General features: G+C 64.3%; 14 protein-coding genes. 10 read left to right on the top strand and 4 right to left on the bottom strand.

Annotation, left to right across the window (positions count from 1 at the left end):
• Positions 1–4 precede the first annotated feature (4 nt).
• Entirely contained in the window at positions 5–958 is a 954-nt protein-coding gene (locus ACGI6K_RS11180; protein ID WP_376948774.1) for an alpha/beta hydrolase, read from the bottom strand.
• Between the two features lie 112 nt (positions 959–1,070).
• On the opposite strand from ACGI6K_RS11180, the gene aroC reads away from it, so the two are divergent.
• The 8 genes from aroC to ACGI6K_RS11140 all read left to right on the top strand — a co-directional run bounded on the left by aroC (position 1,071) and on the right by ACGI6K_RS11140 (position 7,191).
• Complete coding sequence (aroC, locus tag ACGI6K_RS11175) at positions 1,071–2,162, top strand: chorismate synthase (protein WP_376948772.1); 1,092 nt, start codon at positions 1,071–1,073, stop codon at positions 2,160–2,162.
• A 96-nt stretch (positions 2,163–2,258) separates the two neighbouring features.
• Positions 2,259–3,410, top strand: a complete 1,152-nt coding sequence (locus ACGI6K_RS11170; RefSeq protein ID WP_376948770.1) for an MFS transporter — start codon at positions 2,259–2,261, stop codon at positions 3,408–3,410.
• Positions 3,407–4,027: a methylthioribulose 1-phosphate dehydratase gene (locus tag ACGI6K_RS11165; protein ID WP_376948768.1), complete on the top strand. Its 621-nt coding sequence runs from the start codon at positions 3,407–3,409 to the stop codon at positions 4,025–4,027. Before ACGI6K_RS11170 ends, ACGI6K_RS11165 begins: the two co-directional genes overlap by 4 nt.
• A 60-nt stretch (positions 4,028–4,087) precedes the next feature.
• The gene (locus ACGI6K_RS11160) at positions 4,088–4,633 is read left to right on the top strand and encodes a 1,2-dihydroxy-3-keto-5-methylthiopentene dioxygenase (protein ID WP_376948766.1); all 546 of its coding nucleotides are present in this window, start codon (positions 4,088–4,090) and stop codon (positions 4,631–4,633) included.
• A 2-nt stretch (positions 4,634–4,635) separates the two neighbouring features.
• Positions 4,636–5,319: an acireductone synthase gene (gene mtnC / locus ACGI6K_RS11155; RefSeq protein ID WP_376948764.1), complete on the top strand. Its 684-nt coding sequence runs from the start codon at positions 4,636–4,638 to the stop codon at positions 5,317–5,319.
• Positions 5,320–5,386: 67 nt separating this feature from the next.
• The gene (locus tag ACGI6K_RS11150; protein ID WP_012700966.1) at positions 5,387–5,587 is read left to right on the top strand and encodes a PLDc N-terminal domain-containing protein; all 201 of its coding nucleotides are present in this window, start codon (positions 5,387–5,389) and stop codon (positions 5,585–5,587) included.
• Between the two features lie 210 nt (positions 5,588–5,797).
• Complete coding sequence (gene speE, locus ACGI6K_RS11145) at positions 5,798–6,658, top strand: polyamine aminopropyltransferase (protein WP_376948762.1); 861 nt, start codon at positions 5,798–5,800, stop codon at positions 6,656–6,658.
• A gap of 188 nt (positions 6,659–6,846) precedes the next feature.
• Complete coding sequence (locus ACGI6K_RS11140) at positions 6,847–7,191, top strand: ribonuclease E inhibitor RraB (protein ID WP_376948760.1); 345 nt, start codon at positions 6,847–6,849, stop codon at positions 7,189–7,191.
• A gap of 42 nt (positions 7,192–7,233) precedes the next feature.
• On the opposite strand, the gene ACGI6K_RS11135 is transcribed toward ACGI6K_RS11140, so the two are convergent.
• Positions 7,234–8,040 carry a c-type cytochrome gene (locus ACGI6K_RS11135; RefSeq protein ID WP_376948758.1) on the bottom strand — a complete coding sequence of 269 codons (807 nt, stop codon included), beginning with the start codon at positions 8,038–8,040 and terminating at the stop codon, positions 7,234–7,236.
• A 137-nt stretch (positions 8,041–8,177) separates the two neighbouring features.
• On the opposite strand from ACGI6K_RS11135, the gene ACGI6K_RS11130 reads away from it, so the two are divergent.
• Positions 8,178–9,836 carry a VRR-NUC domain-containing protein gene (locus ACGI6K_RS11130; protein ID WP_376948756.1) on the top strand — a complete coding sequence of 553 codons (1,659 nt, stop codon included), beginning with the start codon at positions 8,178–8,180 and terminating at the stop codon, positions 9,834–9,836.
• Between the two features lie 3 nt (positions 9,837–9,839).
• Here the strand turns inward: ACGI6K_RS11130 and zapE are convergent, their stop codons facing one another.
• Both zapE and ACGI6K_RS11120 read right to left on the bottom strand, forming a co-directional pair.
• A complete protein-coding gene (gene zapE / locus ACGI6K_RS11125) occupies positions 9,840–10,970 on the bottom strand; it encodes a cell division protein ZapE (RefSeq protein WP_376948803.1) in 1,131 nt (376 codons plus the stop codon).
• A gap of 141 nt (positions 10,971–11,111) precedes the next feature.
• A complete protein-coding gene (locus ACGI6K_RS11120) occupies positions 11,112–11,564 on the bottom strand; it encodes a hypothetical protein (RefSeq protein WP_376948754.1) in 453 nt (150 codons plus the stop codon).
• Between the two features lie 326 nt (positions 11,565–11,890).
• Here ACGI6K_RS11120 and ACGI6K_RS11115 point away from each other — a divergent pair, with 326 nt between their 5' ends.
• The gene (locus ACGI6K_RS11115) at positions 11,891–12,781 is read left to right on the top strand and encodes an AEC family transporter (RefSeq protein ID WP_376948752.1); all 891 of its coding nucleotides are present in this window, start codon (positions 11,891–11,893) and stop codon (positions 12,779–12,781) included.
• Positions 12,782–12,852: the final 71 nt, after the last annotated feature.

Below are 12,852 nucleotides of genomic sequence, written 5' to 3'. Positions count from 1 at the left end.
GACGCTACCGAGTCGTTTCGCCCCGCAGGATGAAGTCGCCGATCGCTTGTCCCAGGACGCTAGCCAACGGCAACTCCGGATTGTTGTAGGAGGGCAACTGGTGCTGCACATCCGCCGGGACGATACGCAGCACATGATTCATACCGTTGACCGGTAGCAGCTCGGCGTCGGGTTTGGCGGCCTTCAGGGCTTCGGCGTCCTTCATCCCGACCTGGATGTCGTGACGTCCCTGGATGATCAGCGCCGGAATGCGCACCTGGGCGAAGGCCCCTGCCGGATCCTGGCGGAACAGCGAGATCAGATAGGGTTGTACGCTCGGACGAAACAGTACCCCGAGCGGCTCGGGGATCTGCTCGTGAATGCGTCCCGCCTTAAGTTCGTCGATTAGCGCTGCGCTGAAGGCCAGCAGGGGTGGTGGCAGGCGCGTGCTGAGTTGTTCCAGCAGTACCTGGTCGATCGGACGGCCGCTGCCGGCGATGACGACCAACGCGTCGGCGCCAGCCTGTCCGGCGGCCAGGCTGGCGATCAGCGCGCCTTCGCTGTGGCCGATCAGCACCAACCGGGAAAAACGCGGGTCGGTGCCCAGCTCGTGGCCCCAGGCGACCGCATCGGCGACGTAGCCTTCCACGCTCAGCATCCGCTCGTCCGGGGCGGCGGCCAGGCTGGCGGCGACACCGCGCTTGTCATAGCGCACGCTGGCGATGCCGCGCTGGGCCAGGGCTTCGGCCAACCGCTTGAGACTGTCATTGCGGCCGGCCGGATTGTTGCCGTTGCGGTCGGTGGGGCCGGAGCCGGCGATCAGCAGGGCCACGGGCACTGGGTTGGCGTCCTGCGGCAGCAGCAGCGATCCATACAGTATCCCGCTCGGGGTCGCCAGCTCTATGGGCTGGTGCTGAATGGTCCTGGCATGGACGAAACCTGCCACCAGGAGCAGAAACAGCAGGAGTATTCGCGACATCGTGGACGGCCATGGCTGCGCGCCGGCTGGCGCAAGGCGGAGGGTGAACTGGCAGTGCCCCCTGGGTATACTCGCACACCTTCGATCAGGCTGATTGTTCGCGGAGCCCTGTATGTCCGGCAATACTTACGGCAAGCTGTTCACTGTCACCACGGCCGGTGAGAGCCACGGCCCGGCCCTGGTTGCCATCGTCGACGGCTGCCCGCCCGGGCTGGAGTTGTCGGCTGCCGACCTGCAGCGCGACCTCGACCGGCGCAAGCCGGGCACCAGCCGCCACACCACCCAGCGTCAGGAAGACGATGAGGTGGAGATCCTTTCCGGCGTGTTCGAGGGCAGGACCACCGGCTGCCCGATCGCCCTGCTGATCCGCAATACCGACCAGAAATCCAAGGACTATTCGGCGATCAAGGACCTTTTCCGCCCGGCCCATGCCGACTACACCTATCATCACAAGTACGGCATCCGCGACTACCGGGGCGGCGGCCGCAGTTCGGCGCGCGAGACCGCCATGCGCGTGGCGGCCGGTGCCATCGCCAAGAAGTATTTGGCGACTCAGGGTGTGTTCGTGCGCGGTTACATGAGCCAGCTCGGTCCGATCGAAATCTCTTTCAAGGATTGGGACTCGGTGGAGCGGAACGCCTTCTTCTGTCCCGATCCGAACAAGGTGCCTGAGCTGGAGGCCTACATGGACCAGTTGCGTCGCGATCAGGATTCGGTCGGGGCCAAGATCAGCGTGGTCGCCGAAGGCGTGCCGCCGGGGCTAGGCGAGCCGATCTTCGATCGTTTGGATGCCGAACTGGCCCATGCGCTGATGAGCATCAATGCGGTTAAGGGCGTGGAGATCGGCGCCGGCTTCGCCAGCGTCGCCCAGCGCGGCACCGAGCACCGCGACGAACTCACCCCAGACGGCTTCCTGTCCAACAATGCCGGCGGTATTTTCGGCGGAATCTCCTCGGGTCAGCCGATCGTCGCCCACTTGGCGCTCAAGCCGACTCCCAGCATTACCACCCCGGGCCGTTCCATCGACGTCCACGGCAATCCGGTGGAGGTGATCACCAAGGGGCGCCACGACCCCTGTGTCGGCATCCGCGCCACTCCGATCGCCGAGGCCATGATGGCGCTGGTGCTGATGGATCATCTACTGCGTCATCGGGCGCAGAATGCCGGGGTTCGAGTACTCACCCCGGTGCTGCCGCAACTGTGAGCCTGGGCGCGGGCCGCTCAGGACTCCTCGGTCTCCGATGGCTATCCCGCTGGATGTCGTCCGGAACTCCGGTTCGGCTCGCGCTTTGATCAAGCCATGTCGTCCGCATTGCCCTATTGGCGCCTTTCCAGCTTCTACTTCTTCTATTTCGCCCTGCTCGGTGCGACGGCACCGTTCTTCCCGCTGTATTTCGATCATCTGGGCTTTTCCGCCGCGCGCATCGGCGAGCTGCTGGCTATCCCCATGCTGATGCGCTGCCTGGCGCCGAATCTGTGGGGGTGGCTGGGCGACGCGAGCGGGCGGCGGCTGGCCATCGTGCGGCTCGGCGCGCTCTGTACCCTGGGCTCCTTCGCGCTGATCTTCGTCGGGAAGAGTTATGCCTGGCTAGTGCTAGTCATGGCCCTGCACGCCTTCTTCTGGCATGCCGTACTGCCGCAGTTCGAGGTGATCACCCTCGCCCATTTGCGCGAGCAGTCGGCACGTTACAGCCAGTTGCGCCTGTGGGGCAGCATCGGTTTCATCGCCGCCGTGGTCGGGCTCGGTCAACTGTTCGAGTGGCTCGGTCTGGGCGTCTTCCCCTGGGTGATCGTGCTGATCATGGGTGGGATCGTCCTCGGCAGCTTCTGGGTGCCCAATGCCCAGCCGGAACAGCGGGCCGGCCTGGAGGTGCAGGGCGGTTTCCTGTGCCAACTACGCCGCCCCGGTGTGCTGCCTTTCTATGCCTGTGTGGCATTGATGCAGTTGAGCCATGGTCCTTACTACACCTTCTTCAGCATTCATCTGGAGACCCTGGGTTACGGTCGCGGGCTGATCGGCCAGCTCTGGGCCCTCGGCGTACTGGCGGAAATCCTGCTGTTCCTGGCGATGGCCGGGCTGTTGCGGCGTTTCTCCCTGCGCCGGCTACTCATGGCCAGTTTCCTGCTGGCCGCGCTGCGCTGGCTGCTGCTGGGCAATCTGGCCGATCATCTGCCCGCCCTGCTGCTGGCGCAGATGATGCACGCGGCGACTTTCGGCTGCTTCCATGCCTCGGCCATCCATTTCGTGCAGCGCAGTTTCGGCGTTCGCCAGCAGGGACAGGGCCAGGCCCTGTATGCGACCCTGTCCGGCGTCGGGGGCGCCCTGGGGGCGTTGTATTCCGGCTATTGCTGGACGAGTCTCGGCCCGGCCCGGACCTTCGCCCTGGCCAGTCTGGCGGCGCTGTCGGCCGCCATCATCATCGCCACCCGTTCGAGAGAGGAGGGACCATGAGCCCGACCCGCGCACAACTGACCCGGCAGATCATCGAGGCCGGACGCTTCCTGTATGGCCGTGGCTGGTCGCCGGCGACCAGCAGCAATTATTCGGCACGGCTGTCTCCCGAAGAAGCGCTTCTCACCGTTTCCGGCAAGCACAAGGGCCAGCTCGGCGAGGACGACGTGCTGGCCACCGACATGGCCGGCAACAGCCTCGAGCCGGGCAAGAAACCTTCAGCCGAGACCCTGCTGCATACCCAGTTGTACACTTGGAAGGCCGAAATCGGTGCAGTGCTGCACACGCATTCGGTAAACGCCACCGTGCTTTCCCGGCTGATCCTGAGCGATTCTTTGGTATTCGCCGACTACGAGTTGCAGAAGGCCTTCGCCGGCGTCGCTACCCACGAGTGCCAGATCTGCGTGCCGATCTTCGACAACGATCAGGACATCGCCCGCCTGGCCAGCCGGGTGCGGCCCTGGCTAGATGAGCATCCTGACTGCGTCGGCTACCTGATCCGTGGCCACGGCCTGTATACCTGGGGCGCCGCCATGAAAGACGCGCTGCGCCAGGTGGAGGCCTTCGAGTTTCTCTTCGACTGCGAATTGAAAATGCGTGCCCTGCAGGGCCGCTGAGCTGGAAGGCCGCCGGAGCGACCTGCGGTTTCCGGATTTCACGAATAAGGAGATCTGCCCATGAGTTTCCTGAGCGTCTATTGCGACGACCATCCCGTCCAGCCCTACAAGGTCCTCAACCATGGCGAGGACATCGCCGCCACGCTGGCCAAGATTGGTGTGCGCTTCGAACGCTGGCAGGCCGAGGCGCCGATCGCTCCCGGCGCCAGCCAAGACGAGGTGCTCGCAGCCTACCAGGCGCAGATCGAGCGACTGAGGGCGGAGGGCGGCTATGTCTCCGTCGATGTCGTCAGCCTGAACGACAGGCACCCGCAGAAGGACCAACTGCGCGCCAAGTTCCTCGACGAGCACACCCATGGCGAAGACGAGGTACGTTTCTTCGTCGCCGGACGCGGTTTGTTCTCGCTGCATGTCGGCGGCGAAGTGTATGCGGTGCTCTGCGAGCGCAACGACCTGATTTCGGTGCCCGCCGGTACGCGCCACTGGTTCGACATGGGCGAGCATCCGCATTTCGTCTGCATCCGGCTGTTCAACAACCCGGAAGGCTGGGTCGCCCAGTTCACCGGCGACCCCATCTCCCATCGCTTTCCCGAGCTGGAAGAATGATCATGCCGGTCCGGGCCATTCTCACCGATATCGAAGGCACTACCAGCGCGGTCAGTTTCGTCTTCGACGTACTCTTCCCCTATGCCCGTGAGCATCTGCCGGCGTTCGTCCGCCGGCATGCCGCCGAGGCGGAGGTCGCGACCCAGCTCGAAGCCGTGCGTGCCGAGAGTGGCGAGGCGGACGCCGATGTCGAGCGGATCGTCGAAATTCTGCTCGGTTGGATCGCCGAGGATCGCAAGGCCACGCCGCTCAAGGCGTTGCAGGGCATGGTCTGGGAGCAGGGCTACCGTGCCGGCGAACTCAAGGGGCACGTTTATCCGGATGCCGTGGCCACCATGCGGCGTTGGCAGCACGAGGGATACCAGCTCTACGTGTATTCCTCCGGCTCGATCCAGGCGCAGCGCCTGATCTTCGGCTGCTCGGAGGCCGGCGACCTGTCGCCGCTGTTTTCCGGCTACTTCGACACCACCAGTGGGTCCAAGCGCGAAGCGGCGTCCTATGCGCGCATCGCCGAAGCCATCGGCCGGCCGCCGGCGGAGATCCTGTTCCTTTCCGATGTGCTGCAGGAGCTAGATGCCGCCCGCGCGGCCGGCATGCGCACCTGTGGCCTGGCGCGCGAGGGAGGAGAACTGGATGGCCATCCGACCGTGTCCAGCTTTACGGTGATCGAGCCGGCAGCCTGCTGAAAGGTTGCCGAAGCATTGGCCGGTTGTGTCATTCTTGAGCACTCGATTCTGAAGATGAGTGTATTCGATGGATCTCCTTCGCGGCCTTTCGAGTCTGATCATCGTGGCGCTGGACATCTGGGCCATCGTCCATGTCGTACGCAGCCGGACGGAAACCACCCGGAAAGTGCTCTGGGTATTGCTGATCGCCGTCCTGCCGGTCCTCGGCCTGATCGTCTGGGTGCTGATGGGGCCGCGCAGTGCCGGTTCCAGCGCCGGGCTGCGCTGAGCCGGCGCCGGCTGCGGCCCGCGTTCAGCGCGGCGAAAAGTGCTGTGGCGTGCGATCTGCCGGCGGGTTGGTTCGTCCGTGGCCTGGTTTCCAAAGCGGCAAGGTTTCAACCGTCATCCCAGGCAACGTAGAATGCGCCTCTTCGCACGGGGCTGGCCGGAAGACCGTGCAGCCGCGCCAGATCAGCCAGCTTCAGGGGAAAAGCGAGCCATGAGCGACTATCAGGAAACTCTCTACGAAGGCTACGGCCAGCGTTTTCGCATGGACAGGCTGCTCCATGAAGTGCGCACCGGGCACCAGCATCTGGTGATCTTCGAGAATGCCCGCATGGGGCGGGTGATGGCCCTGGACGGAGTGATCCAGACTACCGAGGCCGATGAGTTCATCTACCACGAAATGCTCACCCATGTGCCAATTCTCGCCCATGGCGCGGCACGGCGCGTGCTGATCGTCGGCGGCGGCGATGGCGGCATCCTGCGCGAGGTGTGCCGGCATCGGAGCGTCGAACGGATCACCATGGTCGAGATCGATGCCACCGTGGTGGAGATGTGCAGGGAGTTCCTGCCCGAGCACTCCAGAGGAGCCTTCGAAGACCCTCGCCTGAACCTGGTGATCGACGACGGCATGCGCTTCGTCGCCACCACCGAGGAAAAGTTCGATGTCATCATTTCCGACTCCACCGACCCCATCGGGCCGGGCGAGGTGTTGTTTTCCGAGAACTTCTACCAGGCCTGCCGGCGCTGCTTGAACGACGGCGGTATCCTGGTTACCCAGAACGGTACGCCGTTCATGCAACTGGGCGAAGTACGGACCACCGCGCAGCGGATGACCGGACTGTTCGCCGACTGGCACTTCTATCAGGCTGCGGTGCCGACCTATATCGGCGGGGCCATGACCTTCGCCTGGGGAACCTGCGACGCTGCCTCGCGGCGCCTACCGCTGGACATTCTGCGCGAGCGCTTCGTCGACAGCGGCATCGTGACGCGCTATTACAACCCGGAAATTCATCAGGGCGCCTTCGCCCTGCCGCAGTACGTGCTGCAGGCCATCGGCAAGCCCGGCAACTGCTGATGCTGGCAAATCTGCCCCAGTGTTTCACCGGCAGTCCGGGATGGAGCTATCCTAGGAGGGTGGCAGCAGTTTCCCACTGCCGCGTCTTTTCGCGTTTGGGATGGCCGGATCGTGCTTTCCATGCTCCCGGCCGCTTCTCCCCCGCAGCAGTTCCATTAATCGATTCATCATTGAGAGGGGGTCGTTTCATGAATAACAACACCTTCCCGGATGATGTCAGCGGCGTCGTGTTGCGCCGCATGAAGGAGGGCGGGTTCGACTTCACCCGTATTCATCCCATCGACTTCTACGCCATATTTCCCGACGAGGAGCGGGCCCGCATGGCGGCCAGAAACTTTCGTGGCGAGTCCCTGCGCACGGAGGTGTCCGCCCGTGATGACGGTGCCTGGCACCTGCAGGTGAGCAAGGTAATGTATGCCACCCATGCCGGCATCGACACCTTCGAGCATGATCTCGAGTCCGTGGTGTTGCCTCTGGGCGGCGTGCTCGATGGCTGGGGGGTCACCCAGGAGGTAGCCCATTCGGGGCCCTGAGTCCCTCGCGCCGGCCGGTATCCGGCCGGTGCTCCACGCTCTTCAGGGATGCTCTGCTTTGCGTCCGGCCATGTGGCGCAGATAGGCGAGCAGGTGGTCCAGCTCCCGTTCGCCCAGAACTTCCACGCTAAAGCCCGGCATCCGTCCCCGCGACCACTGGCGCAAGGCTTGTGGATCGCGGATGTAACGGCGCAGGAAGGCCTCGTGAAAATATTCGGTGGGATTGTACGGTAGGTTCAGGTCCGGCCCGAACCGGGCGTCGCCCTGGCCATTCAGGCGGTGGCAGGCCAAGCAGTGTTTCTGGAACAGCGCGAAGCCGGCCTGGATGGAGACGTTGGCGTCGGTGGCCGGCCGCAGCGCCGGCAAGCGCTCGGCGACCGAAGCGAGCAGGCGGAGCCGGGCGATCTGGAAGGGCCACTGTTCGGGGCCTATGTCGCCCGCCTGTGGATCGCTCCAGACCAGATAGAAGGGGCCGGCGCTGGCCTTGTTCCTGCCCAGCGCCGGCCAGGGCGCGGCAGGGTCTTCGATAGCCAGCCAGGCGCGGGCGCCATCTTCGCGCAGCAGGGGGGCCGCGGGCAGCTCGGCGGCGAAGCCGTCCAGCGCCAGAGCCTGCAGATGATCGCCCGGACGTACGCCTTCGAGCAGCACGGCCAGGGGCAGGGCACGGTAATGCATCTCCCGCCGGTAGGTCGGATCGTCGGGAATCGACAGGCTGCGCGTCTGCGGATGGGCGAGCAGCTCGCTGCTGGACCAGCGGCGCGGTCCTTGGGGCAGTTCGAGGAGCAGTTCGGCGGCGGCCAGCGGCAGGCTGGCGAGCAGCAGGAGGGCGAGGGAGATCGAGCGGCGCATGGGCGCATCCTTGACGTGGTAGCCGGAGGCGTGGCAGCGGTTTTCATGGGCCCGCAGGCAGCCGATGATGGCATCCCCTTGCCCGTGGCCCCGGTGGCCGGATAGAGATACAGGAATTTCGGAACCGTTCAAAGCCCATGACCGATACCCGTTCCATCTCGCCCCGATCCCTCGCCGACCCTTTCTATTATCTGGCGAATTTCCAGCAGGTCCTGGACTGGGTCGGAGCCTCCCATGGCGATCTGCTGGATGTGGCCGAGCGGGTTTTCCTCGAACGCTTTTCGCTGCTGCCTAGGGCTTCGCGTGCCCTGCTGGTGCGCATGGTGATGCGCAAGGGCTCGCTGTTCCGCTCGGGCAGGTTGAGTTACGGAGAAATCGGTTGTCCGTTGCGGGCGGCCGGGCCACTGATCGAACTGGGCTGGGTCGACGATGCTCCTCGGCTCGTGCTCGAGGAACTGTTCGATCTGTTGACCAGGATCGAGATCGCCCAGGCCTTCGGCCTTCCGGCCGGCCTGACCAAGACGGCGTTGCTGGCGCACCTGCGCCCAGGTCATGAAGAGGCGCGCTGCCTGGCCGACTGGTGCCCGCAACTGGGTGAGCGGGTATTGCACTTGCGTGTCGATGGAATGTGCGAGCGGTTGCGTTTGATGTTCTTCGGTAATCTCCGGCAAAACTGGAGCGAGTTCGTCCTCGCCGACCTAGGTATCCACCGTTACGAGCGAGTGGCATTCTCCCGGGAGTCGAGGGCGTTCCACTGTCGCTGGGAGGTGGACGCCTACCTGCACCTGCACGGTTGCCGCGAGCGTTTCGAGGCCGGCGAGAGGGTCAGCGATGTGCTGGTCGACATATCGACCGCCCCTTATGCCAACGCCTGGCTGGAGAGCCGGCGCGGCCAGTTGATGTTACGACTCGCCCGGCAGTTCGAGCGCGAGGGGAGGCTATCTGAAGCGCTGCGCCTGTATTCCTGCAATCGCCATCCCGGAGCGCGGGAGCGGGTAATCCGAGTGCTGGAGCGTTGCGGACAGCCGGAGGCGGCATTCGAGCTGGCGATGTCTGCCGCCGATGCGGCCGAAAGCGAGGAGGAGAGCCAGCAACTGGAGCGCATTCTGCTGCGCCTGCGCCGCACGCTCGGGCTGGAGGTGCCAGCGCGCCGGAAAGCCGCCGCATTCGAGCGGCTCGATCTGCTCCTGCCGAGATCGGAGGACCCCGTCGAACTGGTAGTCCTCCGGCAATTGAGCCGGCCGGATGTGCCCGTGCACTACGTGGAAAACGCGCTGATCGGTTCGCTGTTCGGCCTGCTCTGCTGGGAGGCGCTCTTTGCTCCGTTGCCGGGAGCTTTCTTCCATCCTTTTCATGGCGCTCCCGCCGATCTCGGCCGGGCGGACTTCCTGGCTCGCCGTGCCGATCTATTCGAGCGTTGTCTGGGGCTTCTGGAGCGCGACGGGCATGTCCGGGCGATCCATCATACCTTTCGGGAGAAGCATGGCCTGCGCTCGCCCTTCGTCGCCTGGGAATTGCTCGACGAGGCCTTGCTGACCCAGGCCCTGGCCTGTATTCCCGGAGCGCACCTGCGGTTGTTCTTCGAACGCATTCTGCGCGACATCCCGGCGAATCGCTCGGGGCTGCCGGATCTCATTCAGTTTTGGCCGGCCGAACGGCGCTACCGGATGATCGAGGTGAAGGGGCCGGGCGATCGCCTGCGGGACAACCAGCGCCGCTGGCTGGATTATGCCGTGGCCCATGGCCTGCCGGTGGCGGTGTGTCATGTGCGCTGGGCGGAGGAAGGGCCCGGCTAGGCTCTAACCAAAGCGTTGCAACTGCATCTCCTGTAAGCGGCTCAGGGTGCGGCGGAAAGGAAAGGACAGGTAACCCTCGGTGTAGAGAGCTTCCAGCGCCACTTCGGCCTCCAGGTAGAGCGGTATCCGGCGGTCATAGCATTCGTCAACCAGGGCGATGAAGCGCCGTACCCCGTCGTCGTGCACGGAGAGCATCGGCAACTGGCGGTCGCCGGCCACCACCCGCTCGACCCCGTCTTCGGTGCCGCGGGCGATGCGGCCCTCGCGCTGGCAGCCGCTCAGGCTGGGTACCGCACCCAGCAGAATGGCCAGAAAGCGATCGCACAAGGCGATGAAGTCGAAAGCGGAGAAGGGTTGCTCGCAGAGTTCGGCATAGGTGCACCAGACCGCTGTTGGGCCGTGGCACACCACGGACAGGCGACGGTGCTCCAGTTGGACGGGCGTGCTGGTTGTCGGCGTGCCCCGATTGAGTCGAGCAAAGACCTCGCCGAGCGCGCTCGCCTGGCCCGGCATGGTTACCCAGTAGCGCTGCTGGCGCGCGCCCGGATGCAGGCGATGGTCCTGACCGCCATCCACGCAGGCGACTTGCATGTGCCGTTCGATGGCGGCGATGGCCGGCAGGAAGCGCTGGCGATTGAAACCGTCCGCATACAGTTGCGCCGCTGGCTGGTTGGAGGTGGCGACCACCACCAGGCCTTGTTCGAACACAGCTTGCAGCAGCGGACCCAGCAGCATGGCATCGCCGATATCGTTGACGAACAGTTCGTCGAAGCACAGCACCCGTAACTCTTCGGCCAGTTCGGCGGCCAGCAGGCGCAGAGGATCGGCCGAGCCGGTCAACTGGAACAGCCGCCGGTGCACCCAGCGCATGAAATGGTGGAAATGCTGACGGCGGGCGGGAACGCCCAGGCTGCTGTAGAAACTGTCCATCAGCCAGGTCTTGCCGCGCCCGACCGGTCCCCAGAGGTAGACGCCGGTTATCGGCTGCCGATACTCGGCCCGGTGAAGGGTCCGATAGCAGTCTTCCAATAGCAGGGACGCCTGGCGCTGTGCTTCGTCCGGCCGAAAGCCGTTCTTCTCGATGGCCTGGAGGTAGGCCGCCAGGGGAGAAGGGGCGGGTGGATGGCTATCGATGGTGAAGACTCCAGGGGGTTGCGATACGGCGAGGACTGTGCGCAATGGTCTGATAACGGCGAGAGGGCGAGGCGTCCTTGCTCGAATGGGGCTTTCCTGCCTTGTGGTCCTGAGAGGTTTTGCCGGTGCTTGTCGCGGAACTCAGGCCGCCACCGGGTCCATGGCCAGAGGCCGACCGGCGCGCTCAAGGAAGTCGAGGGCGGCCCGCTTGGCTTTTTCCACCGCCTGGCAATGCCGTTCTCCGGCGTTCAGGCTTTGCCGCAGGGTACCGCTGAACTCAGTTTGCAAGTCGGCCAACAGCCGGCGCTGCTCGCCGGTCAGGATGGCAGGGCGGCCATTGGCGAAGCCCATAACCGAATCGATCGCCTTGGCGGCATCGAGGTGAAAGCTCCGCTCCGGAGCTCCGCAGATGCAGCTTTCAGCGCGCAGGGCTAGCAGTTTCACCTTCTCGCGCAACTCCCGGTACAGCGGAATGAATTGCAGATCGGCGACATGGGTACGCTCTATCGCACCCCATCCGTTCCGCGGCCTCGCCGCAGGGGGCGAATCCGTCCGCGACTCTTCTCTGGCCGAAATGACTTCCCAATCGTTCATGCTGCAGCCTCCTCTTCAAAAGCTGGTCGCCAGCCGGACAGGTCTTGAACCGGCGGGTGGGGTTCGCCCAAACCGCTGATACTCCGGCGGATCGGCGCCGGGAATGCTCTTCGTCGAACCTTTCATGGAACTGCGGCCGTTCGTTGCAGTCCTCGTGTGAATGGATAACCGATTGTTAGGCAGTTAATCAACAGTCACATCACAGAAAACTACTGGCTAAAGGTTGTAGGCTTCCGGATTCGCATGGTGGCCGGCCGAATTGACCCAGGTCTTGGCGGAGGGGTTAGGATGTGCGCCCCTCCATCGATCCGTTAAGGAAAAGGCCCATGCTGGCTGAGTTGTTCGCTGTAATGGCGCCCATTTTCATCGTGTCGGGCGTCGGTTATGGTTGGGTGCGTTTCGGCCATGTCTACCCCACCGACTTCGTCACCCGCCTTATCCTCAACATCGGCACGCCTTGCCTGGTACTGTCCAGTCTGAGCAGCTCGGAAATCGATCCGCGGGCCTTCGGCCAGATGGCGGTCGCCTGCGTAGCTGTGACCTGCTGCATGGGGTTGATCGGCCTGCTGCTCAGCCGCTCGCTGCGCTATGACTGGAAGGTATTGGTACCGGCCTACCTGTTCCCCAACTCTGGCAACATGGGATTGCCGATCAGCCTCTACGCCTTCGGCGAGGAGGGGCTGGCGCTGGCCGTGGCCTTTTTTCTGGTGCTTTCGCTGGGGCACTTCACCGTGGGCATGGTGCTTTCTGGCGCAGAGCAGTCCTTCAGGAAGCTCCTGGCCAACCCGATCATCATCAGCCTCGCACTGGCCTTGCCGATCCTGCTGCTTGACCTCGGACTGCCGCGCTGGCTGAGCAATACCGTACAACTGCTCGGTGGCATGACCATTCCGCTGATGCTGATCACGCTCGGCGTGTCGCTGGCGAGCATCCGCACCCGGCAGCTTGGCCAAGGCATGCTGCTTGGCGCGTTGCGGCTTCTCTGCGGAGCCAGCGTGGCCTGGGGCATCGGACTGGTGCTGGGACTATCGCCTCTGGCGCTAAGCGTATTGGTCATGCAATCGGCCATGCCGGTCGCCGTGCTTAACTACCTGTTCGCCGTGCGCGCCGGGCGTTCGCCGGAGCAGGTGGCGAGCCTGGTTCTGTGCTCGACCTTCCTGGCGTTCGGTTTTCTTCCGTTGCTGCTAGCGTGGTCGCGGCTTTCGGCGATGCCTTGACCCAAAGTGGTTCCAGGTACATGTTCTAGCCCATCAGATACCCCAGATTGGGCAGGATCAGAAGCATCATG

Origin of the sequence: Azorhizophilus paspali (assembly GCF_043587585.2) — a bacterium.
Classification (GTDB): domain Bacteria; phylum Pseudomonadota; class Gammaproteobacteria; order Pseudomonadales; family Pseudomonadaceae; genus Azotobacter; species Azotobacter paspali.
This window is presented reverse-complemented; position numbering and strand designations above follow the sequence as displayed.

Excerpts from the sequence above, each read along its gene's own strand:
- ACGI6K_RS11180 (WP_376948774.1), bottom strand. The coding sequence starts at position 958 with ATGTCGCGAATACTCCTGCTGTTTCTGCTCCTGGTGGCAGGTTTCGTC.
- aroC (WP_376948772.1), top strand. The coding sequence starts at position 1,071 with ATGTCCGGCAATACTTACGGCAAGCTGTTCACTGTCACCACGGCCGGT.
- ACGI6K_RS11170 (WP_376948770.1), top strand. The coding sequence starts at position 2,259 with ATGTCGTCCGCATTGCCCTATTGGCGCCTTTCCAGCTTCTACTTCTTC.
- ACGI6K_RS11165 (WP_376948768.1), top strand. The coding sequence starts at position 3,407 with ATGAGCCCGACCCGCGCACAACTGACCCGGCAGATCATCGAGGCCGGA.
- ACGI6K_RS11160 (WP_376948766.1), top strand. The coding sequence starts at position 4,088 with ATGAGTTTCCTGAGCGTCTATTGCGACGACCATCCCGTCCAGCCCTAC.
- mtnC (WP_376948764.1), top strand. The coding sequence starts at position 4,636 with ATGCCGGTCCGGGCCATTCTCACCGATATCGAAGGCACTACCAGCGCG.
- ACGI6K_RS11150 (WP_012700966.1), top strand. The coding sequence starts at position 5,387 with ATGGATCTCCTTCGCGGCCTTTCGAGTCTGATCATCGTGGCGCTGGAC.
- speE (WP_376948762.1), top strand. The coding sequence starts at position 5,798 with ATGAGCGACTATCAGGAAACTCTCTACGAAGGCTACGGCCAGCGTTTT.
- ACGI6K_RS11140 (WP_376948760.1), top strand. The coding sequence starts at position 6,847 with ATGAATAACAACACCTTCCCGGATGATGTCAGCGGCGTCGTGTTGCGC.
- ACGI6K_RS11135 (WP_376948758.1), bottom strand. The coding sequence starts at position 8,040 with ATGCGCCGCTCGATCTCCCTCGCCCTCCTGCTGCTCGCCAGCCTGCCG.
- ACGI6K_RS11130 (WP_376948756.1), top strand. The coding sequence starts at position 8,178 with ATGACCGATACCCGTTCCATCTCGCCCCGATCCCTCGCCGACCCTTTC.
- ACGI6K_RS11120 (WP_376948754.1), bottom strand. The coding sequence starts at position 11,564 with ATGAACGATTGGGAAGTCATTTCGGCCAGAGAAGAGTCGCGGACGGAT.
- ACGI6K_RS11115 (WP_376948752.1), top strand. The coding sequence starts at position 11,891 with ATGCTGGCTGAGTTGTTCGCTGTAATGGCGCCCATTTTCATCGTGTCG.